At 73.3% G+C, this 19,525-nt stretch carries 17 protein-coding genes; 9 read left to right on the top strand and 8 right to left on the bottom strand.

The genetic code is table 11. From position 1 onward, the window contains the following. Nucleotides 1-18: 18 nt before the first annotated feature. The 3 genes from ABZ721_RS16115 to ABZ721_RS16125 are packed head-to-tail and all read right to left on the bottom strand — an operon-like array spanning nucleotide 19 to nucleotide 3,574. On the bottom strand, nucleotides 19-969 hold the full coding sequence (locus ABZ721_RS16115; RefSeq protein WP_358789240.1) for an N-acetylneuraminate synthase family protein: 951 nt from the start codon (nucleotides 967-969) through the stop codon (nucleotides 19-21). Next, nucleotides 966-2,258, bottom strand: coding sequence for an acylneuraminate cytidylyltransferase (locus ABZ721_RS16120; protein ID WP_358789241.1), 1,293 nt, complete (start codon nucleotides 2,256-2,258; stop codon nucleotides 966-968). Before ABZ721_RS16120 ends, ABZ721_RS16115 begins: the two co-directional genes overlap by 4 nt. A 23-nt stretch (nucleotides 2,259-2,281) precedes the next feature. Further along, nucleotides 2,282-3,574 carry a DUF6716 putative glycosyltransferase gene (locus ABZ721_RS16125; protein WP_358789242.1) on the bottom strand — a complete coding sequence of 431 codons (1,293 nt, stop codon included), beginning with the start codon at nucleotides 3,572-3,574 and terminating at the stop codon, nucleotides 2,282-2,284. Nucleotides 3,575-3,785: 211 nt separating this feature from the next. Here ABZ721_RS16125 and ABZ721_RS16130 point away from each other — a divergent pair, with 211 nt between their 5' ends. The 5 genes from ABZ721_RS16130 to ABZ721_RS16150 all read left to right on the top strand — a co-directional run bounded on the left by ABZ721_RS16130 (nucleotide 3,786) and on the right by ABZ721_RS16150 (nucleotide 9,178). After that, the gene (locus ABZ721_RS16130; protein WP_358789243.1) at nucleotides 3,786-4,769 is read left to right on the top strand and encodes a glycosyltransferase family 2 protein; all 984 of its coding nucleotides are present in this window, start codon (nucleotides 3,786-3,788) and stop codon (nucleotides 4,767-4,769) included. Continuing rightward, nucleotides 4,769-6,139 (top strand): polysialyltransferase family glycosyltransferase, encoded by a 1,371-nt coding sequence (locus tag ABZ721_RS16135; protein WP_358789244.1) that lies wholly within the window; start codon nucleotides 4,769-4,771, stop codon nucleotides 6,137-6,139. The genes ABZ721_RS16130 and ABZ721_RS16135 overlap by 1 nt, the downstream gene beginning before the upstream one ends. Then, nucleotides 6,136-7,332 (top strand): acyltransferase, encoded by a 1,197-nt coding sequence (locus ABZ721_RS16140; protein ID WP_358789245.1) that lies wholly within the window; start codon nucleotides 6,136-6,138, stop codon nucleotides 7,330-7,332. Before ABZ721_RS16135 ends, ABZ721_RS16140 begins: the two co-directional genes overlap by 4 nt. Nucleotides 7,333-7,412: 80 nt before the next feature. Further along, the gene (locus ABZ721_RS16145) at nucleotides 7,413-8,924 is read left to right on the top strand and encodes an FAD-dependent monooxygenase (RefSeq protein ID WP_358789246.1); all 1,512 of its coding nucleotides are present in this window, start codon (nucleotides 7,413-7,415) and stop codon (nucleotides 8,922-8,924) included. Nucleotides 8,925-9,046: 122 nt separating this feature from the next. Then, nucleotides 9,047-9,178 (top strand): SCO1431 family membrane protein, encoded by a 132-nt coding sequence (locus ABZ721_RS16150; RefSeq protein WP_277439736.1) that lies wholly within the window; start codon nucleotides 9,047-9,049, stop codon nucleotides 9,176-9,178. A 20-nt stretch (nucleotides 9,179-9,198) separates the two neighbouring features. On the opposite strand, the gene ABZ721_RS16155 is transcribed toward ABZ721_RS16150, so the two are convergent. Beyond that, entirely contained in the window at nucleotides 9,199-10,797 is a 1,599-nt protein-coding gene (locus tag ABZ721_RS16155) for a methylmalonyl-CoA mutase family protein (protein WP_358789247.1), read from the bottom strand. Nucleotides 10,798-10,938: 141 nt separating this feature from the next. Here ABZ721_RS16155 and ABZ721_RS16160 point away from each other — a divergent pair, with 141 nt between their 5' ends. Further along, a complete protein-coding gene (locus ABZ721_RS16160; RefSeq protein WP_358789248.1) occupies nucleotides 10,939-11,820 on the top strand; it encodes a L,D-transpeptidase family protein in 882 nt (293 codons plus the stop codon). Nucleotides 11,821-11,850: 30 nt separating this feature from the next. On the opposite strand, the gene ABZ721_RS16165 is transcribed toward ABZ721_RS16160, so the two are convergent. The 4 genes from ABZ721_RS16165 to ABZ721_RS16180 form a co-directional block, all read right to left on the bottom strand. Beyond that, a complete protein-coding gene (locus tag ABZ721_RS16165; protein ID WP_358789249.1) occupies nucleotides 11,851-14,109 on the bottom strand; it encodes a HEAT repeat domain-containing protein in 2,259 nt (752 codons plus the stop codon). Between the two features lie 308 nt (nucleotides 14,110-14,417). Beyond that, nucleotides 14,418-15,494, bottom strand: coding sequence for a hypothetical protein (locus tag ABZ721_RS16170; protein ID WP_358789250.1), 1,077 nt, complete (start codon nucleotides 15,492-15,494; stop codon nucleotides 14,418-14,420). Nucleotides 15,495-15,503: 9 nt separating this feature from the next. After that, nucleotides 15,504-16,082 (bottom strand): RNA polymerase sigma factor, encoded by a 579-nt coding sequence (locus ABZ721_RS16175; protein ID WP_358789251.1) that lies wholly within the window; start codon nucleotides 16,080-16,082, stop codon nucleotides 15,504-15,506. 186 nt (nucleotides 16,083-16,268) lie between these two features. Beyond that, a complete protein-coding gene (locus ABZ721_RS16180) occupies nucleotides 16,269-17,804 on the bottom strand; it encodes a glycoside hydrolase family 20 protein (RefSeq protein ID WP_358789252.1) in 1,536 nt (511 codons plus the stop codon). Nucleotides 17,805-17,814: 10 nt separating this feature from the next. Between ABZ721_RS16180 and ABZ721_RS16185 the strand changes: the two genes are divergently transcribed. The 3 genes from ABZ721_RS16185 (at nucleotide 17,815) to ABZ721_RS16195 (ending at nucleotide 19,514) form a co-directional block, all read left to right on the top strand. Next, on the top strand, nucleotides 17,815-18,486 hold the full coding sequence (locus ABZ721_RS16185; protein ID WP_358789253.1) for a 2-oxo-4-hydroxy-4-carboxy-5-ureidoimidazoline decarboxylase: 672 nt from the start codon (nucleotides 17,815-17,817) through the stop codon (nucleotides 18,484-18,486). A gap of 177 nt (nucleotides 18,487-18,663) precedes the next feature. Next, nucleotides 18,664-19,044 carry a succinate dehydrogenase, cytochrome b556 subunit gene (sdhC, locus tag ABZ721_RS16190; RefSeq protein WP_358789353.1) on the top strand — a complete coding sequence of 127 codons (381 nt, stop codon included), beginning with the start codon at nucleotides 18,664-18,666 and terminating at the stop codon, nucleotides 19,042-19,044. A gap of 2 nt (nucleotides 19,045-19,046) precedes the next feature. Then, nucleotides 19,047-19,514, top strand: coding sequence for a succinate dehydrogenase hydrophobic membrane anchor subunit (locus ABZ721_RS16195; protein WP_358789254.1), 468 nt, complete (start codon nucleotides 19,047-19,049; stop codon nucleotides 19,512-19,514). Nucleotides 19,515-19,525 lie beyond the last annotated feature (11 nt).

A 19,525-nucleotide genomic window follows, 5' to 3' on the forward strand; every position in this document is an offset into this window, starting at 1 on the left:
TGCGGGCGGGCGCCTTCGTCAGACGGACGCGGTGGCGCGGTCCGCGCCGGCCGCCTCGGCCTCGGCGACGACGCCGGGGACGCGGCGGAGCTTCTTCATCGGGCCGAGCTCGCCGTCGTAGACCTTCTTGACGCCGTCGCCGAGCGAGGTCTCGATGATGCGGATGTCGCGGACCAGGCGCTCCAGGCCCTGGGACTCGACGGAGGCGGCCTGGTCGGAGCCCCACATGGCGCGGTCGAGGGTGATGTGGCGCTCGATGAAGACCGCGCCGAGCGCGACGGCGGCCAGCGTCGTCTGGAGGCCGACCTCGTGGCCCGAGTAGCCGACGGGCACGTTCGGGTACTCGGACTGCAGCGTGTTGATCATGCGCAGGTTGAGCTCTTCGTGCTTGGCCGGGTACGTCGACGTGGCGTGGCACATCACGATGTTGTCGCTGCCGAGCACCTCGACCGCGTGCCGGATCTGCTTCGGCGTGGACATGCCGGTGGAGAGGATGATCGTCCGGCCGGTGGCGCGCAGCGCGCGCAGCAGGTCGTCGTCGGTGAGGCAGGCGGAGGCGACCTTGTGGGCGGGGAGGTCGAACTTCTCCAGGAACTCGACGGACTCGACGTCCCACGGGGACGCGAACCAGTCGATGCCGCGCTTGCGGCAGTAGTCGGAGATCGCGTTGTAGTCCTTCTCGTCGAACTCCACGCGGTGCCGGTAGTCGATGTACGTCATGCGGCCCCAGGGGGTGTCGCGCTCGATCTCCCACTGGTCGCGCGGGGTGCAGACCTCGGGGGTGCGCTTCTGGAACTTGACGGCGTCACAGCCGGCCGCGGCGGCGGCGTCGATGAGCGCGAAGGCGTTCTCCAGGTCACCGTTGTGGTTGATGCCGATCTCACCGGTGACGTAGACGGGCTGTCCGGTGCCGATGTAGCGGGAGCCGACCGGGCGCAGGTTCTTGGGGGTCAAGGGGGTGCTGGTCACTGGGAGTGTTCCTTTGCAGAAAGAGGTGCTGAGGGGACTGCCGCGAGGGGCGCGTAGGGCGGGTCGGTGAGGGGGGTGGCCAGCGAGGGCCCGAGGATCCACCCGGCGATCTCGCGGATCGCGCCGCGGCCGCCCGGGGTGGAGGTGATGGAGCGGGCCGAGGCCTGGACGACGCCGTGCGCGTCGGCCACGGCGACGGGCCAGCCGGCCAGCGCGAAGCAGCCGAGGTCGTTGACGTCGTTGCCGACGTACAGGACCCGTTCGGGGGCGATCGCCTGCTCCTCGCACCACTGCTTGAGCGCGTGGTCCTTGCGGGCGATGCCGTGCAGGACGGGCACCTGCAGCTTCCTGGCCCGTGCCGCGACGACCGGGTTGGTCTCCGAGGACAGGATCAGGACGGGCAGCCCGGCGCGGCGCAGTGCCGCGATGCCGAGCCCGTCGCCGCGGTGGACCGCGACGCTCTCCCGTCCCTGGGCGTCGATCAGCACCGTGTCGTCGGTCTGGGTGCCGTCGAAGTCGAGTACCACCGCGTCGATGTCGCCGAGGGTGGGGGTGGAGCCGGCGTCGAGGAGCGGCGCCAGCGCGCGGGCGCGGGCGAGGTCGTCCGGCTCGTCGATCTCCAGGACGCGGGCCGGCTCGGTGCGCACCAGCGCGGTGCGGCCGAAGAACCGGTGGCCCGCGGCGCGGAAGCCGGGGGCGCGCATGGCGTACGCGGCGCCGGTCTCCAGCAGGTCCTGCGGGCGGTCCTGGCGGCGCGGGCGGGTCGCCTTGTCGTGGTTGACGCCGTGGCCCCCGTCGGCGCCGTCGCCCTCGCGCCAGACGAAGCCGTGGAAGGGAGCGACGGTGTGCGCGGTGTCGGCGCCGCCCTCGAGGACGGCGGCGGCGACGCCGTCGACCTCCTCGCCGGTGATGAAGGGGCTGGTGCACTGCACGAGCAGCACGACATCGACCAGGCCGCCGGCACCGCCGCGCATCGCCTCGTGGGCGTCCATGGCGTGCAGGACGGCGGCCTCGCTGCTCGCCGTGTCGCCCGCGATGGCCGGGGGCCGCAGGACGACCTCGGCACCGGCGGCCCGTGCCGCCTCGGCGATGGCGGGGTCGTCGGTGGACACCACCGTGTCGGTCACCCGCCGTGCCGCGAGGCACGCCTGGACGGCCCGGGTCACCAGCGGGATGCCGCCGACGGGCGCGAGGTTCTTGCCGGGCACGCCCTTGGAGCCGCCCCGGGCGGGGATGACGGCGAGGACGCGGGCCGGGGTGCCGGCGGTCGCGGGCGAGGGGGTGGTCACGGGTGCTCCGGTCGGTCGGTGGTTCACAGCTGGCCCCAGCGGCGGATGACGGGCGCGACGCGCTGCACGCCCTGCCGGTAGGCGGTGCGGGCGGCGTTGCGCGCGGCGTCCCGCAGCACGCGGCGCAGGGCACTGGGCTCGCGCTCGGCGACCGCGCCGGGCAGCGGCTCGCCCTTGGCGTCGAGGCCGTGCCGGGCCAGCACGCCCGGCAGGTAGCCGGGGGCGGTCAGCGGGGTGTAGTACGGCGCGGGCGGCGGCAGTTCACCGGCGGCCAGCAGCGCGCCGACGCGCTCGCGCAGGGCGCCGAAGGGGTTGTGGGCGGCCACGCCCTGGGCGGCCAGCCAGTCCGGGTCGGCCCGCGGGACGTGGCCCTCGTCGAGCTGGTCCCAGGAGGCGAAGCAGCCGGATCCGAGGAAGTGGTGGTTGCCCAGGGACTCGCGGATGCCGAGGTCGGTCAGGACGGCGGTGGGGACGGAGCGGTGCAGGGACTCCAGCGCCGCGGTGGAGCTGACGGTCACCAGCAGGTCGGTGCGGTCCAGCACCTCGCCCATGTGCCCGTAGACCAGCCGCAGGTTCTCCGGCGGGCCGAGCTTGGCGACGAGCTTCTGGTACGGGTGCTCCTCGATGTGCGTGGTGTGCTCGCCGGGCTTGCTGCGCAGCTTGACCAGCACCTCGCGCTCCGGGTGCCGCCGGGCGTGCTCCACCGCGCGGCGGGCCAGGTACGTGCGGTCCGCCCGGCCCTCCGGCGCGGACGGCTGCACGGCGAAGGTGACGGTGAACGGCCGCTCGTCCGACGGCTGGTAGGGCGCGCCCTCCAGGAACGGCAGCGCCGTCTCGACGATCCCCGCGGTGTCCGCGCCGACCCCGGCGTAGGTGTCGCGGAAGCGCCGGGCGTCGTGCGCGCTGTTGGCCAGCACCACGTCGGCGCCGGCCCGCAGCAGCAGGCCGTCGGCGAGCTTCTCGTAGACCACGCCGACGTAGCCGGTGACGACCACCGGGCGGCGGGCGGTCCCCTCCCAGGCGCGCGCCAGGCCGTGCAGCATGGCCTGGACGGTGCCGCCGACGCAGGCGAGCACGATGACGTCGCAGCCGCCGTCCTCCGCACGGCCGTGACCGGCCTCGCCGAGGAACTCGGCGGCCGTGACCTCGCGCATCGTCTCCGCGGGAATACCGATCTCGGCGAGCTGGCGGCTCGTCGGAGTGGCCCGGCCGCGGAGCAGGCGGGCGTCGAGCCTGACATCGGACGCAATACGGCGCGCGGTCAGCGCGCCCCATTTCCATCGGGTGTCGGAATCGGCGAGAACGGTGATCCGCAACGGATCAGAAGAACTTTTCGGCACGACGCAGACGCTAGGAATCCGTTCCGAGCAGGGGTCCAACGTTGAGCCAACGGACGGTAAACAGCGTGCCGCGAATTGCCCAACCGGGCCCAAGTGGCGCCTGCTTCACGGTCCCGCCATGCGCCGTTCACCTGAGGGTCCGCGCGATGTCGGCCGCCGAGTCCGGTCGGCCCCTAATGTTCAGCAGGTGGTCAAGCTCTCCGTCATTGTGCCGTTTTACAACGTGCAGGCATTCGCACCCGACATGCTCCAAAGTCTTCGTGCGAACGCCCGCCCGGATTTCGAATTCATCCTGGTCGACGATCGTTCGACGGATGACACACCGAAAATCCTGGAGCGGGCGACACGCACCCTTCCCGGCTCCGTTCTCGTGGCGCGCGAGACCAACGGCGGCCTGGCCACCGCCCGCAACACCGGAATCGACGCGGCACGCGGCGAGTTCCTCACCTTCCTCGACGGCGACGACTGGCTGGCCCCGGGCTACCTGTCCCAGCTGCTGGGGGCCATCGAGGAGCTCGGCACGGACTTCGTCCGCACCGACCACGTGCAGTGCACCGAGCGGGTCCGGGTCATCACGCACGTGCCGCACGGCCGGCGCGGGGTGGTGCTGGACCCGCGGGAGGCGATCCTGCCCGCCGACCGGCCGACCTCCGTCGACTACCCGTTCGCCTGGGCCGGGATCTACCACCGCCGGCTGGTCGACGCGGGGCTGCTGCACTTCCCCGACGGGCTGCGGACCGCCGAGGACCGGCCGTGGATCTGGCGGCTGCACCGGGAGGCGGCGTCCTTCGCGGTGGTGGGCCTGCTCGGGGTCTTCTACCGGCGCGGCGTCGCCACCTCGCTCACCCAGATCGGCGACGTGCGGCAGCTGGACTTCATCCGCTCGTTCGACCAGGTGCTCGCGGAGACCGCCGCCGACCGGGACGCGGACCGGTTCCTGCCGAAGGCGGTGCGGACCTACTGCGCGATCATCGCCCACCACCTCAACTCCATCGAGCGCTTCGAGCCGCAGGTCGCGCGCCAGTTGAAGACGATGAGCGCCGCCGCCCTGAAGCGGATGCCGCAGGACATCCTCGGGGAGGCGCTGGACTCGATGGGTGTCGAGCGCAGCGTCCCGCTGCGCCGCCTGCGAAGGCGGCTCGCCTCCTCGACCGGGACGGTGGCCGCCTGATGGCCCGGGCACGTACGCAGATACACGTGGCGTCGACGCTGTACGGCGCCGCCACCCTCGCGGCGGCGCTGGACGCGGGACTGTTCGGTCCGGCGGACCGGCGGTACCTGCTGATCAGCAACAACTCCGCCGTCCCGGAGACCACGCCCGCCGTCGACGAGGCCCCCGGCTTCGACGCGCTGCGCGGCCGGTTCGACCGGGTGCTGTCGTGGAACGCGACCATCGCGCCCATGCACCCCGGCGACTGGTCGCCGCGCTCCGAGGACGTGCCGATGTGGGAGCGGTACCTGCGGCAGCTGTGGGACCTGCGGGACGACGACCTGGAACTGGTCGTCGAGTCGATCCAGGTCAAACCCGCCGCCGCCCTGGTCAGGCTCTTCCCGGCCGCGACGATCGACGTGTACGCGGACGGCCTCATGTCGTACGGCCCGACGCGCGACAAACTCGAACCGCTGGTGACCACCCGCATCAACCGGCTGCTCCACCTCGACCTGGTGAGCGGGCTGCGGCCGCTGCTGCTGACCGAGTACGGCATCGAGCCGCACCTCGTGCCCGCCGCCGAGTTCACCAAGGTGCTGGCGGAGCTGGCCGACGCGAGCGACGCGCACGAGGGGGCCGAGCTGCCCGAACTGCCCGCGGGCGCGGCCCTGCTGCTCGGCCAGTACCTGTCCGCGCTGGGGATCCTCACCGCCGCCGAGGAGGAGGAGCTGCACCTGCGGATGCTGCGCGGTGTCGCGGCCCTCGGGCACCGGCGCGTCATCTTCAAGCCGCACCCGATCGCCCCGGCGCACTGGTCGGAGCCGCTGGAGCGGGAGGCCGCCGCGCTCGGGGTGGAGCTGACCGTGCTCGACTCCCCCGTGCTCGCCGAGGTGCTGTACCAGCGGGCCCGTCCGGCACTGGTGGCCGGCTGCTACTCGACGGCGCTGCTCACCGCGTCCGCGTTCTACGGGATCCCGGTGGCGCGCACCGGTACGGAGATGCTGCTGGAGCGGCTGGCGCCGTACCAGAACAGCAACCGCGTCCCGGTCACCATCGTCGACGCGCTGCTGCCGGACCTCGGCGACGCGGAAGCCGTCCGCGGCTGGGCCCCGCCGGCCCCCGAACGGATCGCCGGGGACCTCACGCCGCTGCTGCGCGCCGTCGGGTTCTGCATGCGGGCCCAGCTCTACCCGGAGCTGCGCGAGGAGACCGTCGCGTATCTGTCGCGCCATCTGGACGCCACCACCTGGCGGTACTTCAAGCGCCGCCGGCTGGCGTCGCTGGCGCTGCCGGGCGCGGTGCCCTCGCAGCTCGCGTTCCTGCCCCGCAACCCCCTGCTGCGTCGCGTCGCCCGCCGCGCACGCGCCTTGAAGAAGGCTGCCACCGGATGAGTCTCCAGCTCCAGCGGGTCACCGCCGAGGACCCCGGCCAGGATCCGGCAGCGGGCCCGGCCCCGGACGCCGCCGCGGCCGCCGCGCCCCGGCGGGGGCGGCTGCGGGCGCTCGACGGGCTGCGGCTCGTGGCCGCGCTGATGGTGTGCTTCTACCACTACGCGGGACGCGGCGGCGACGCCTGGAAGGCGTGGGGCCAGACGCCCGCGCTGATCTTCCCCCAGCTGTCGAAGGTGGCCGTCTACGGGCCGCTCGGCGTGCAGATCTTCTTCGTGATCAGCGGGTTCGTCATCTGCATGAGCGGCTGGGGGCGCACCCTCAAGAGCTTCGCGGTCTCCCGCGCGACCCGGCTCTACCCGGCCTACTGGGCCGCTGTGCTGCTGGTCACCGCCGTCTTCGCGCTGCCCGGCGTCGTCTGGAAGACCGTGACGCCGAGCGATCTGCTGACCAATATGACGATGCTGCAGATGCCGGTCGGGGCCGACCGGGTACTCGGGGTGTGCTGGACGCTCTGGGCGGAGCTGCGCTTCTACCTGCTCTTCGCGCTGGCGGTCGTGCTTCCCCCAGCCTTCGGCCGGGAGGGGCCCCCAGGGGCCACCCGCCGCCGGGTGCTGGCGTTCTGCGGGCTGTGGACGGTCGGCGCGGTGCTCGCGGACGCGTCGGGCGGGGCGTTCCTCAAGACCCTGCTGATGCCGGAGTACGCGCCGTTCTTCATCGGCGGCATCGGGATCCACCTGGTGTACCGCTTCGGGCACGACCCGCTCTCCTGGGGCGTGGTCGCGGTCGGCTGGCTGTTCGGCCAGCACTACGCGGTCAAGGGCCTGATCCCGAGTTCGCACGCCGCGCACGTCTTCCAGCACCGCTCGGAGACGGTGATCATCGTCATCGTGACGCTGGGCTTCGCGGCGGTGGCGGCGGTCACCCTGCTGCCCCGGGTCGCGGCCGTCGACTGGCGGTGGCTGACCACGGCCGGGATCCTGACGTACCCCTTCTACCTGGTCCACGAGCACCTGGGCTGGGTCGTCATCTTCCAGCTGCACCAGCGGTGGCACCTGGCGCCGTACGCGGTGCTGGCGCTCACCGCCGGGTCGATGCTGGTGCTGGCGTGGCTGCTGCACCGCCTCGTGGAGCGTCCGCTGGCGCCGCGGCTCAAGCGCTTTCTGACGATGGTCCCGAAAGCTCCCGTCCGCTGACCAAAGCTTGACGCTTTCCGTCAACTCCCGCTACTTGGAAGGGCCTTGATGTCCTGAACCGGTCGGTACGCTCTGTCCGCATGGCACTCAACAGCGACCGGGACGTGGACGTACTCATCGCCGGGGCGGGCCCCACCGGCCTGGCGCTCGCGGTCGACCTGGCCCGCCGGGGGATAGCGGCCCGCCTCGTCGAGCAGTCGGACCGGCTCTTCCCGGGCTCGCGCGGCAAGGGCTTGCAGCCGCGCACCCTGGAGGTGCTCGACGACCTCGGCGTGATCGACGCAGTCCTCGCGTCGGGCGGCCCCTACCCGCTGATGATGGGCTGGCAGGACGACCGGCGGCTCGGCGAGTGGGACCTGCTGGAGCGCTTCGCGCCGACGCCGCAGGCCCCGTACGGCGAGGTCTGGATGCTGACCCAGTGGCGCACCCAGGAGATCCTCCACGCCCGGCTGCGGGAGCTCGGCGGCGACGTCGAGTTCGGCACCGCGCTCACCGGACTCGTCCAGGACGAGGACGGGGTCGACGCGGCGCTGTCCCTTCCCGACGGCTCGGCCGGCACCGTCCGGGCCCGCTACCTGGTCGCCGCCGACGGCGGGCGCGGCGCCGGCCGCCGGGCGCTCGGCGTCGCCATGACCGGCGAGACCATCGACCCGCACCCGATCCTCATCGCCGACCTGCTGCTCGACGGGATCGACCGCGAGCACTGGCACGTGTGGCCCAAGGCGGAGGGCGGCACCGTGATGCTCTGCCCGCTGGCCGGAACCGACCACTTCCAGCTGCTGGCCCAGTACACGGACACCGGCACCGCGCCGGACGGCTCGGTCGACGGCATCCGCGAGCTGCTCGGCGCCCGCACCCCGGTCGGCGGCGAGCAGGTCCGCGAGGTGCTCTGGTCGTCCGTCTTCCACCCCAGCGCGGCGATGGCCGACCGCTTCCGCGTCGGCCGGGTGTTCCTCGCCGGCGACGCCGCGCACATCCACTCGCCGGCCGGCGGGCAGGGCCTGAACACCAGCGTCCAGGACGCGTACAACCTGGGCTGGAAGCTCGGCCAGGTGCTGCGGCACGGCGCGGACGCGAGCCTCCTCGACAGCTACGAGCAGGAGCGGCTGCCGATCGCCGCCGACGTCCTGGGGCTCAGCACCCGGCTGCACGGGGCGACCCGGGACGGTGACGGCACCGCAGCCCGGCAGCGCGGCACCGACACCCACGGCCTGGAGCTGCACTACCGCGACGGCCCGCTCACCCGCGAGCTGCGGCCCGCCGCGCTGCCCGGCGGCACGCTGCCCGGCACGGCGCCGCGCGCCGGCGACCGGGCGCCGGACGCCCCACTGGCGGGTGGCGGCCGGCTCTTCGACCTCTTCCGCGGCCCGCACTTCACGCTGCTCGCGCTGGGCGGCGCGCGGCTGCCGCCCGGCCTCCCCGCGGACCTGGTGCACGCGCACCCGGTCGGCGCCGCCCCCGAGCACGGCGCGAGCGGCGCGCACGCGGTCTACGGCGACGGGCTCTTCCTCGTCCGGCCCGACGGCTACATCGGGCTGGCGACCGGGAATCCGGCCGAGGTGGCGCCGTATCTTGCCCGTTTCACCCGCTGACCATGCGGTGAAATAGGTCACGATCGGCTATTAAGGTGACTTTGCCCCTGTACAGCGGACGACGCCCCCGCGCATTCTGGGCAGCTGCGGGGGCTACTCATCGGCGGACGACAGGACGAGCAATGGCGGACATCGCAGCGGCGCACACCGGTACCGGCGGGCCCCAGGAGAGCAGGAAGATCGTCGAGCACATCGCCGGTTGGGCGCTGTGCATCGTCCTGGCGATGCTCATCACCCAGCTCCACATGCTCTGACCGGCGCCCCGCCGGCCCGTTCAGAACGCGTCGGTCGGCACGTACGTGCCCCACACCTCGCGCAGCGCGTTGCAGACCTCGCCGACCGTGGCCCGCGCCCGCAGCGCGTCCTTCATCGGGTACAGGACGTTCTCCGTCCCCCGAGCGGCCTTCCGCAGCTCCGCGAGAGCCGTGTCGACGGCGCCCTGGTCCCGGCCGGCGCGCAGCGCCGCCAGCCGCTCGGCCTGCTGGGCCTCGATCGCCGGGTCGACGCGCAGCGGGTCGTACGGGTCCTCCTCGTCGAGCTGGAAGCGGTTCATCCCGACCACGACGCGCTCGCCGGAGTCCTGCTCCAGGGCGATGCGGTAGGCGTTGCGCTCGATCTCGCCCTTCTGGAAGCCCTGCTCGATCGCGCTGACGGCGCCGCCCAGGTCCTCGACGCGGCGCATCAGGTCCAGCGCGAGGGCCTCGACCTCGTCGGTCATCCGCTCCACCACGTACGAGCCCGCGAACGGGTCGACGGTCGCGGTCACGTCCGTCTCGTACGCGAGCACCTGCTGGGTGCGCAGCGCGAGGCGGGCCGACTTGTCGGTGGGCAGCGCGATCGCCTCGTCGAAGGAGTTGGTGTGCAGCGACTGCGTGCCGCCGAGCACGGCGGCCAGCCCCTGGACGGCCACCCGGACGAGGTTGACCTCGGGCTGCTGCGCGGTGAGCTGCACCCCCGCGGTCTGGGTGTGGAAGCGCAGCATCTGCGACCGGGGGTCCTGCGCGCCGAACTCGTCCCGCATCACCCGCGCCCAGATCCGGCGGGCGGCGCGGAACTTCGCGACTTCTTCGAGGATCGTCGTGCGCGAGACGAAGAAGAACGACAGGCGGGGCGCGAAGTCGTCCACGTCCATGCCCGCGGCGACGGCGGTGCGGACGTACTCGATGCCGTCGGCGAGCGTGAAGGCGATCTCCTGCGCGGGCGAGGCGCCGGCCTCGGCCATGTGGTAGCCGGAGATCGAGATCGTGTTCCACTTCGGGATCTCGGCGCGGCAGTACTTGAAGAGGTCGGCGATCAGCCGCAGCGAGGGCTTCGGCGGGAAGATGTACGTGCCGCGCGCGATGTACTCCTTGAGCACGTCGTTCTGGACGGTGCCGGTGAGCCGGTCGGCCGGGACGCCCTGCTCCTCGCCGACGAGCTGGTACATCAGCAGCAGCAGTGCGGCCGGGGCGTTGATCGTCATCGACGTGGAGACCCGGTCCAGCGGGATGCCGCCGAAGAGCACCTTCATGTCCTCGACGGAGTCGACGGCGACGCCGACCTTGCCCACCTCGCCGCCGGCGAGGGGCGCGTCCGAGTCGTGGCCCATCTGGGTCGGCAGGTCGAAGGCGACGGACAGGCCCGTCGTCCCGTTGGCGATCAGCTGCCGGTAGCGGGCGTTGGACTCGGTGGCCGTGCCGAAGCCAGCGTACTGCCGCATGGTCCAGGGGCGGCCGGTGTACATCGTCGGGTAGACGCCCCGGGTGAACGGGAACGCCCCCGGCTCGCCGAGCTGCTCCGCCGGGTCCCACCCGTCGAGCGCGGCCGGTCCGTAGACCGGTTCGATGGGCAGTCCGCTCTCGGTGGACCGGGCGGGTTCCGTCTCGCGCGCCATGGATCGGCCCTCCGGGGTTTCCTCACGGTCGTGTCTCTTCAATGTCACGGAACAGTCTTGCCGCGAATCCGTGCAACTGCACGGGGGGGATACGTGTCTAGCCGGGTAACTGCAGATTCTGGGGGGCAAAGGGTGACTGTCTTGCGTACGAAGAGGACTCCGATAGCGATCGTGGTGGCGGCTCTGGCTGCGGCGGCTCTGGTGGGTTGCGGCCCGCAGGACAAGCCCGCTTCCGGCGCGAAGCCGACCCCCGCCGCGTCGACGACCGCGAGTCCCACCGACTCCGCGAGCCCGAGCGAGACCCCGTCGCCCTCGGCGTCGACGTCGACTTCCGCCTCGCCCTCCGACTCGCCCAGCGCTTCGGCCACCACGTCCAAGCCGCCGGTCGTGCCCGCCATGATGAAGCAGGGCTCCACCGGTACGCAGGTCCGTGAGCTGCAGGCCCGGCTGGGCCAGCTCAACCTGTTCAGCCGTACGCCCACCGGCACCTACGGCTCGGTCACCGCGAACGCCGTGAACGATTTCCAGGAGCGCTACAACCTGCCGATGACCGGCAGCGTCTCCGCGCAGACCTGGAGCAAGCTGCGCAGCGTGACCAAGCAGCCGACGCACGCGGCGATGTACCCGCCCGCCACCCAGCCGGCCGCCACCAAGCTCGACCCGCGCTGCATGACCGGCCGGGTGCTGTGCATCAGCAAGACCAGCCGGTCGCTGTCCTGGGTGATCAACGGCAAGGTGCAGACGTCGATGGACGTGCGCTTCGGCTCGCAGTACACCCCGACCCGCGAGGGCCAGTTCAAGGTGGACTTCAAGAGCCGTGACCACGTCTCGACGATCTACCACACGTCCATGCCGTACGCGATGTTCTTCAGTGGCGGCCAGGCCGTGCACTACTCCTCGGACTTCGCTGCCCGCGGCTACGCCGGTGCCTCCCACGGCTGCGTGAACGTGCGGGACAAGGCCGCCATCGCCTCCCTCTTCGACCAGGTCAAGGCCGGCGACAAGGTCGTCGTCTACTGGTGACCCCGCCGGTCCTGCGGTGTCCTTGACGACCTAGCGGTCGCCGTCCGTGGCGGGCCCTGTTCCGGATATCCGGGACAGGGCCCGTCTGCATGCGCGGAGCAGCCTTTCGTCGGCGCAGACATCGAGGGTGCCGTAGTGGTCGCCCTCGTTGTTGTGCCGGCGGACGGCCGCCAGCTCGTCGCGCAGCAGCGGGGCCGCCGCAGCCGCGGCGGGGCCCAGCTCCGCCAGGCAGCCCGCGATGACCGCGCGGGTGTGCACGTTCTCCGACCAGGCGGACCGCAGGACGGGCAGCACCGCTGCCGCGTCGCCGGAGACCCGCCACAGCGCGACCGCCGCGTCCACCCGCATCCACACCGCCGGGTCCTTCAGCAGCTCCCGCAGCCGCGGCGCCGCGCCGGCCGCCACGGGGCCCAGCTCGCCGAGCGCCTCGGCCGCCGAGCGCCGGGTGTGCGGGCTGTCGCTGTCCAGGTGCGCGAGCAGCACGGGCAGGACCGCGGGGTTCCGCTCGATCGCCCACAGCGCGGTCGCGGCCTCCAGCGCGATACAGGAGCCCGGGTCGGCCACCAGGGCGCGCAGGTCCGGCAGCGCCTCCCGCGCGGCCGGTCCGAACCGGGCCAGCGCGCGGATCGCCGAGCACAGCAGCCAGTCCCGCCGGGCGGCGGGCGCCCCGCGCAGGATCCGCAGCACCTCGGGGAACGACTCGGCGGCCCCGATCGCGGCCACCCCCCGGAGCAGCGGCTCCGCCTGGTCGTACGCCTCCTCGTCGTTCAGCGTCACCTCGGCGAGCCGGCGGCGCAGCAGCGGGGCCAGCGGGGCCGCCGCCGCGCCCAGGTGCTCGATGGCGTACCCCAGGTCCTGGGGGATGTCCGGCCGGTCGAGGGCCGAGGCCAGCGCGGGCAGGGCCCGCGGGTCGCCCAGCCGGGCGAGGGTCTTGACCATGCCGCCGAGGCTCGGCCGGCCCTGCGACCACTCCTGGACCCAGCTGCCGGGGTCGGCCGCGACCGCCGCGGCCAGCGCGTCGGCGGCGGGCGCCGCCAGTTCGTACAGGTTCTCCAGCACGGAGGCGGCGCCTTCGCGCAGCCGGTCCTCCGGGTCCGCGAGCTGCTGCCCGAGCAGGCCGACCAGTTCCTCGTACCGCCCGCGCCAGCCGCGCACCAGGCCGCCGCTCATCCACACGGCGTCGATGCGCCGGCCCCAGTCCGGGCTGCGCAGCTGGTCGATGACGAGCTCGGTGCGGTCCTCGACCCGGTCGTCGAGCGCGGTGTGCAGGGTGCGCAGCAGGTCGGCGGCCCAGGGCGCGGAGCGGCCGGCCTCGGCCTGCTCGCGCAGCTCCCGCAACCGCCCGACGAACGTGGCGGGCACCTGGCGCTCGGCGGGCACCTCCTGCGGGGAGCGGCTGCTGGGCTGCTCGCCGCGCACCGCGCGCAGCAGCGCGACGGCGGTCGGCACGACGTCCGCCGGGAGCCGCTCGGGCGCGCAGCGGGCGAGCTGGGCGAGCGCGGCCAGCCGCAGGCCGGGGTCGGCGGCCGGCGCCGGGTCGGCGGACGCGCGGTCCGCCAGGTCCTCGGCGCGGCTGCCGGCGAGCCGGGCCAGCCAGCCGGCCGCCTCGTCGGCGGGGCCGCCGCGCCGCAGCGCGAGGGTGCCGACGGCCTCGACGAGGGCCAGCCGGGTCTCGGTGTCCCGCTCGACCGGCAGCCGGTCGCGCAGGACGTCGAGTATCCGCGCGGTCTCCCCGTGCAGCGCGCCGAGCGCCACCGGGACCGCGCGCCGGACCTCGGGGTCGGGGTCCGCGACGAGGTCGGCGAAGACCTCCGCCTGGGCCCGTACCGCGGTGACGGCCATCGCGTAGTTGGCGCGCCAGGCGGCGGACTCCGCCCGCTCCGCGGCGGCGGCGCCCTCGGCGTCCAGCAGGCCGAGGATGTCCTCCTCGTCCTCCAGCGCGCCCCACACGTCCTCTCCCGCGGGGCCCCCGCCCTCGATCACGATCTCGTCCAGATACTCCTCGGCGACCTCGTCGCCGCCCCCGATGCTCGTGAGCAGCACGACGATGCGGCCGCGGTCCCGCACCGACGGATCCGCGACCAGCTCGAAGAGAAAGGGAATGCAGGCGAGCGTCGAGTCGTACACATCGCCCTGGTGATGAACGGCCCCGTACATCGCGTCGAGGGCGGCTTCCCGCTCCCCCGCGTCCGCCGAGGCGAGCCCCCGCAGAAGTTCGGGGACCTCCTCCGCGGATCCGTAGGCGTGCCCCATAGCCGCCCAGTCGATCTCGTACAGTCCTGCCAACATGGCGTACCTCCCCCGGTTTTCGCTCTGCAACCGAGTCTGCACCAAGGCACCGACATCCGGCCGGGAGTTATCGGCCGTCCGCCAGGACCCGCCGGTGGCCGCCCTGGGCCGCCACCCGCCACTTTCGGCCAGAGTTCCGCGACGCCTCCGCGGGCGCGACCGGGCTGGGGGAATGCACCCGGCCGCGCCCTGGGCGCGGACCGCCGGCACGGGGAGCACCGGGGTCCGCAGGGCCGATGACCAGTCGACCCAATACTTAAAGCGTCAACCAGCTGGAAAGTGTCACCGGACGCCGCCGGGCCCGCAGGTCAGACGAGGCGGGACGGCGGAAGGACGGCCGCCGACGCCTCGTCGTGCCGCCCGTCATCCCTGCCGTGACCGCCCTCGGTGCCACCGGGTCTGCCGCCGGAGCCGTTGCCGTCCGCTCCGTTTCCGGCCGTTCCGTTTCCGGCCGTTCCCGCACCGGGCAGATACGCCGCGGCCAGCACCCGGGCGCAGTACTTCGGTATCTCCCGTCTGCCGCCCGCGGCGGCCGCGAGCCGGTCGGACGTCGCGGCGTCCACCCGTCCGCCCGCCTTGATCCAGGCGCGGCACGCCGCCGTGTTCTGCCGGTCGCGCTCCCCGCGCGGCCCCGCGGACGCGGACGGGCGGGAGGTCTGCGGCGGCGTGGCGGGCGGGCTCGCGGGCTGCGCCGGACGGCCGGGGGACGCGGTCGCCCCGCGCCCCGGCTGCTTCGGCGCGCCCGATCCGGGCGGCGCGTCCGCCGTCCCGCCGGTGAGCGGCGTGGACCCGCCGTCGGGGCCCGGGGTGCCGGCGCCGTACGGCGTGGCGGAGCCCGGGGACCCGCCGCGGACCGGCGCGGACCCGACGTCGTCGCCGTCGAAGGGCATCGGCAGGATGCCGGGGCTCGCGACGAGGGCCGCGGCGCACAGGGCCAGGGCGACCACCAGCGCCCCGACCGACGCCTTGACCGACTTCGGCGCCCCCGCCGCCCCCGCCGCCCGCGCGGTCCGCGCGGTCCGCCCGCCCCTGGCCGTCAGCGCCGGACCGGGCAGCGTGACGGGGCGGCCCAGCCGGACCACCGACAGGAAGTCGTCGTCCGCGGGCCGGCCGGCGGGTTCGCCCCCCGCACCGCCAGGAGAACCGTCCGGGGAAGCGCCCGCCGGCCGGCCCGCGGCGACGCCCGCCCGGAACGCGGCGACCGCCCGCTCCTCGCGCTGCCGCTCCACCGCGGCCGGCAGCGCCGCCGCCGCCAGCAGCCGCGCCAGCCGGGCCGCCGCGGCGCCGCCGGACAGGACGGACTCGCCGCGCAGCAACCGCTCCGCGGCGTCCTCGTCGAGCCAGTCGTCGTCACGATGCCCGTCGCACCGCCGGTTCTCCGTCATCTCATATCCTCAAAGCGTCTTCGCCGCGGAAAACGTCACACCCGCGGGGCGGCCCTCTTCGTCCAGCAGCTCGGCGAGCCGCCGCAGCCCCCGGTGGGTGGCCATCCGCACCGAACCCGCGCGTCTGCCCAGCACCTGCGCCGCGCTGCCGGCGTCCAGCCCCATGACGACCCGCAGCAGCACCGCCTCGGCCTGCTCGCGCGGCAGCGTCGCGATGGCCGCGAGCGCGCGGTCGGTGGCCACCGCGTCGAGTGCCTCGCCCGCGGTGTCCGTGCGCGACGGCATGTGCAGCAGCACGTCGACGCCGGCCCCGGTGACCGGGCGCCGGCTGCGGGCCCGCAGGTGGTCCAGCGCCCGGTTGCGGGCGATCCGAGCCGCCCAGCCGCGCACCGCGTCACCGTCGCCGCGAAATCCCGGCAGGTCACGGGCGATCTGCAGCCACGCCTCCGACGCCACGTCCTCCGCCTCCGCCGGTCCGACCAGGGTCCGCACGTACTGCAGCAGTTGTGGCTGTACCGCCCGGTACAGCACCCGGAACGCCGCGTCGTCGCCCTCCTGCGCGGCACTGACCGCGCTCCCCAGATCCACCGTTCGCTCCCCCCTCGAACACGCGCACCATCCTGCCCCATGGGCGCGGTGACACTTCCGGCGCCCGTGACGCTGTAATAGACGGCGGCCGGGGACGCTCCTGTGGGGGGAGGCGGCCCCCGGCCGTCCCCCACTCCCGTGCCCGGATCCGTCCCCTCAGATGGTGCCTGCCGCCGGCCGCCGCCGTCAGCCCACCCGGCGTGCCAGTGCCGTGAAGTCCTGCCAGGAACGGTCCGGCGTCCCCGGGTTCCAGAGCTTCTGCGACAGCGCGTTCAGCGGCAGCCGGATCCCCCGGGCCACCTCGTCCTGCGACTGCGCGCCCGCCAGGTCGCACCAGACGGCGAACCGGCCGCCGAGCACCCGGTCGGGGCCGGACGCCCCGCCGACCGGGCGGGTGCCGCGTAGCACGGCCGGCGTCCACTCCCGGTAGATGCGCTCGCCGGTCGGATAGGTGAAGTCGTTCGGCTCGCCGAGCACGTAGTAGAGGTACTCGTCGTTGAGGTTGACGACCTTGCGGCCCTCGTCGAGGTACTCCCGCGGATCGCGGGCGCCCAGTTCCTTGCCCGTCCAGTACTCGACCTCGCGGTCGGCGTCGGGCGCGACGCGCGGCGTGGTGAGGAACCCGTCGTTCCACGCCTTCGACGTCTTCCCGAGCTTGCGCACCAGCGCCGCACGGTCGTTGAGCCAGCGGGTCGCCGCGTCCTCGACGGTCCCGCCGGACCGGACGAGCTGCGGGTACGACGCCTCCGGGTCGTCGACGACCAGGGCCTGGTACTCGTCGCCGCCCAGGTGCCAGTACGGGCCGGGGAAGAGGGCCGCGTACTCGCGGGTCAGGTCGTCGACCATGCGGGCGGCGGCCGGTTTCGAGATGTCGACCGCGCCGGTCAGCGCCCGGCCGGAGGCGTTGCGCAGCTGCAGGTCCGGGTGGGCCTCGATGACGGCGCCGAGGTGGCCTGGGCTGTCGATCTCGGGGATGACGGTGATGTGGCGCTGCGCCGCCAGGGTGATGATCGCGGTGACGTCCGCCTTGCTGAGGTGCTGCCGCGACACGATCTCCGGGTGGACGCTGCTCTCGATGCGGAAGCCCTGGTCGTCGCTGAAGTGCAGGTGCAGCTGGTTGAGCTTGAGGTCCCCCATCTCGCGGATCCGGTCCTCGATCCAGGGGCGCGTGAAGTGCTTGCGCGCGGTGTCGAGCGACAGGCCGCGCTGCGGCCGGTCGGGGGTGTCGCGGGCGACGCCCTCGGGCAGTCCGCCCTCGGCGCGCAGCGCCTGCAGGAGGGTGCGGGTGCCGTAGAAGGCCCCCGCGTCGGTGCGCGCGTCGATGCTGACCTGCCCGTCGTGCGCGGTGAGGACGTACGACTCGTTCACCGTCCCGGCGTTCTTCGCGGTCCCCTGCGCGGCCTCGGCCGCCGATCCGTCGAGCCGCAGCGTGATGTCCCCCGCCCCGGCCGGGCCGTCCCCGTCGTCCTTCGTGTCGTCGAACCCGAAGGGCACCTGCAGCTGCCCGGCGAGCAGCCGCGCCTCGTCCTCGACGGCGCTGCCGCGCGCGGCGCGCACCCGGCTGCCGGGGCCGAGGTGGAAGACGCCGTCCCCGGCCTGCCGGAACTCCCGCACCGCGGGAATGACCGGCAGTGTCCGGGGGGCGGGTGCGTCGTTGGGTGTGCCGACGGCCGGTGCGAGTGCGGTGAGCGACAGCGCCAACCCTGTCCAGATTTTCCCCATACCGGACGTTATGGCGGATCATCCCCAATCCGTCGTCCACTTCGTGACATATTTCGATCCCGTACGGGTGAAATCCACTCATCCGCCGTTCGGAGTCGAACACGTCCCACTAACGTGTACCGCTTCCCCGCTTCCCGACAGGAGTTCAGCGCTGTTCCCCGACTCTCCGGCCCTGGGTCCCGACCCCGCCGCCGGGCTCTCCCGGCTCAACGAGGCCTCCACCGGCGCGGCGGAAGCCGCCCTGCGCGACTGCTGCGGAAGCCACCGCTGGGCCCGCAGGATGGCCCTGCACCGCCCGTACCCGGATCTTGACGCCCTACTCGCGGCGGCCGACGAAGCGGCGTACGACCTCACCCCCGGCGACCTCTCCGAGGCGCTGGCCTGCGAGGCCGCCACCCCGCTGCCGCACCGCGGCGGCCTGGCCACGCACCTCGCGCTGAGCGCCGCGCAGGCCGCGTACGAGAACAAGTTCGGCAACGTCTTCGTCATCGCCCTGGAGGACGACGACCCGGCCGGGCTGCTCAACCAGGTGCTGACCGGGATCCGCGCCCGGCTGGCCAACGACGAGGACGAGGAACGCGTCGTCACCGCCGACGAGCTGCGGCGCATCACCCGCGCGCGGCTCGCCCGGCTGATCCGTGAAGGATCGGACGACCGGAGCGCCGCGGAACTGCGCCACTAGGCCGCGTTCACCGCCCGGACGTTCACCCAGTCGTGCGGGATCAATCACACCTGGCCTACCCGGGCGTACGGAGCCGACAACGCGTCGCTACGATGGCCAGGGCCGGTGGACCGTACCCGGCCGGGCCCGTCCGACACCGAAGCCGGCTGGCTCCAGACCGCTCCCGGAGGGTTTTCCGTGCCGGCAGGAACGCTGTACCGCGGCCGGGAAGGCATGTGGTCATGGGTGGCTCATCGAGTCACCGGTGTCCTCATTTTCTTCTTCCTGTTCGTCCATGTCCTCGACACCGCACTCGTGCGGGTCTCCCCCGAGGACTACGACAAGGTCGTCGCGACCTATAAGACATGGCCTGTCAGCCTGCTGGAGTACGGCCTCGTCGCGGCCATTCTCTTCCACGCTCTCAACGGTCTCCGCATCATCGCCGTCGACTTCTGGTCGAAGGGCCCGAAGTACCAGAAGCAGATGCTGTGGTCCGTCCTCGGCGTCTGGATCGTGCTGATGATCGGGGCCATCTACCCGGTTCTCGGGCACGCGGCGCGTCAACTGTTCGGGAGCTGAGCATGACTACTGACTCCGTGGAGCTCAGCTCCTCAAGTGCCTCGGTCGGCCCGGACAACCCGGCACCGCTCATCGAGGCCCCGCGCGCCCGCACCAAGCGCACCCCCCGCGCCACCCGCACCAACTTCGAGCTGTACGGCTGGCTGTTCATGCGCCTGTCCGGCGTCGTGCTCGTCGTCCTGGTGCTGGGCCACCTGCTGATCCAGCTGGTGCTCGACGGCGGCGTGACCAAGGTCGGCTTCGCCTTCGTGGCCGGCCGCTGGGCCTCGCCGTTCTGGCAGGGCTGGGACCTGGTCATGCTGTGGCTGGCCATGCTGCACGGCGGCAACGGCCTGCGCACCGTCATCAACGACTACGCCGAGCAGGCGAACACCCGGTTCTGGCTGAAGACGCTGCTGTTCACCGCAACGGCGTTCACGATCGTGCTCGGCACGCTGGTGATCTTCACCTTCGACCCGAACATCCGCTAGGCCAGGGACGG

It is taken from the genome of Streptomyces sp. NPDC006733, from assembly GCF_040636125.1.
Taxonomy (GTDB): Bacteria; Actinomycetota; Actinomycetes; order Streptomycetales; family Streptomycetaceae; genus Actinacidiphila.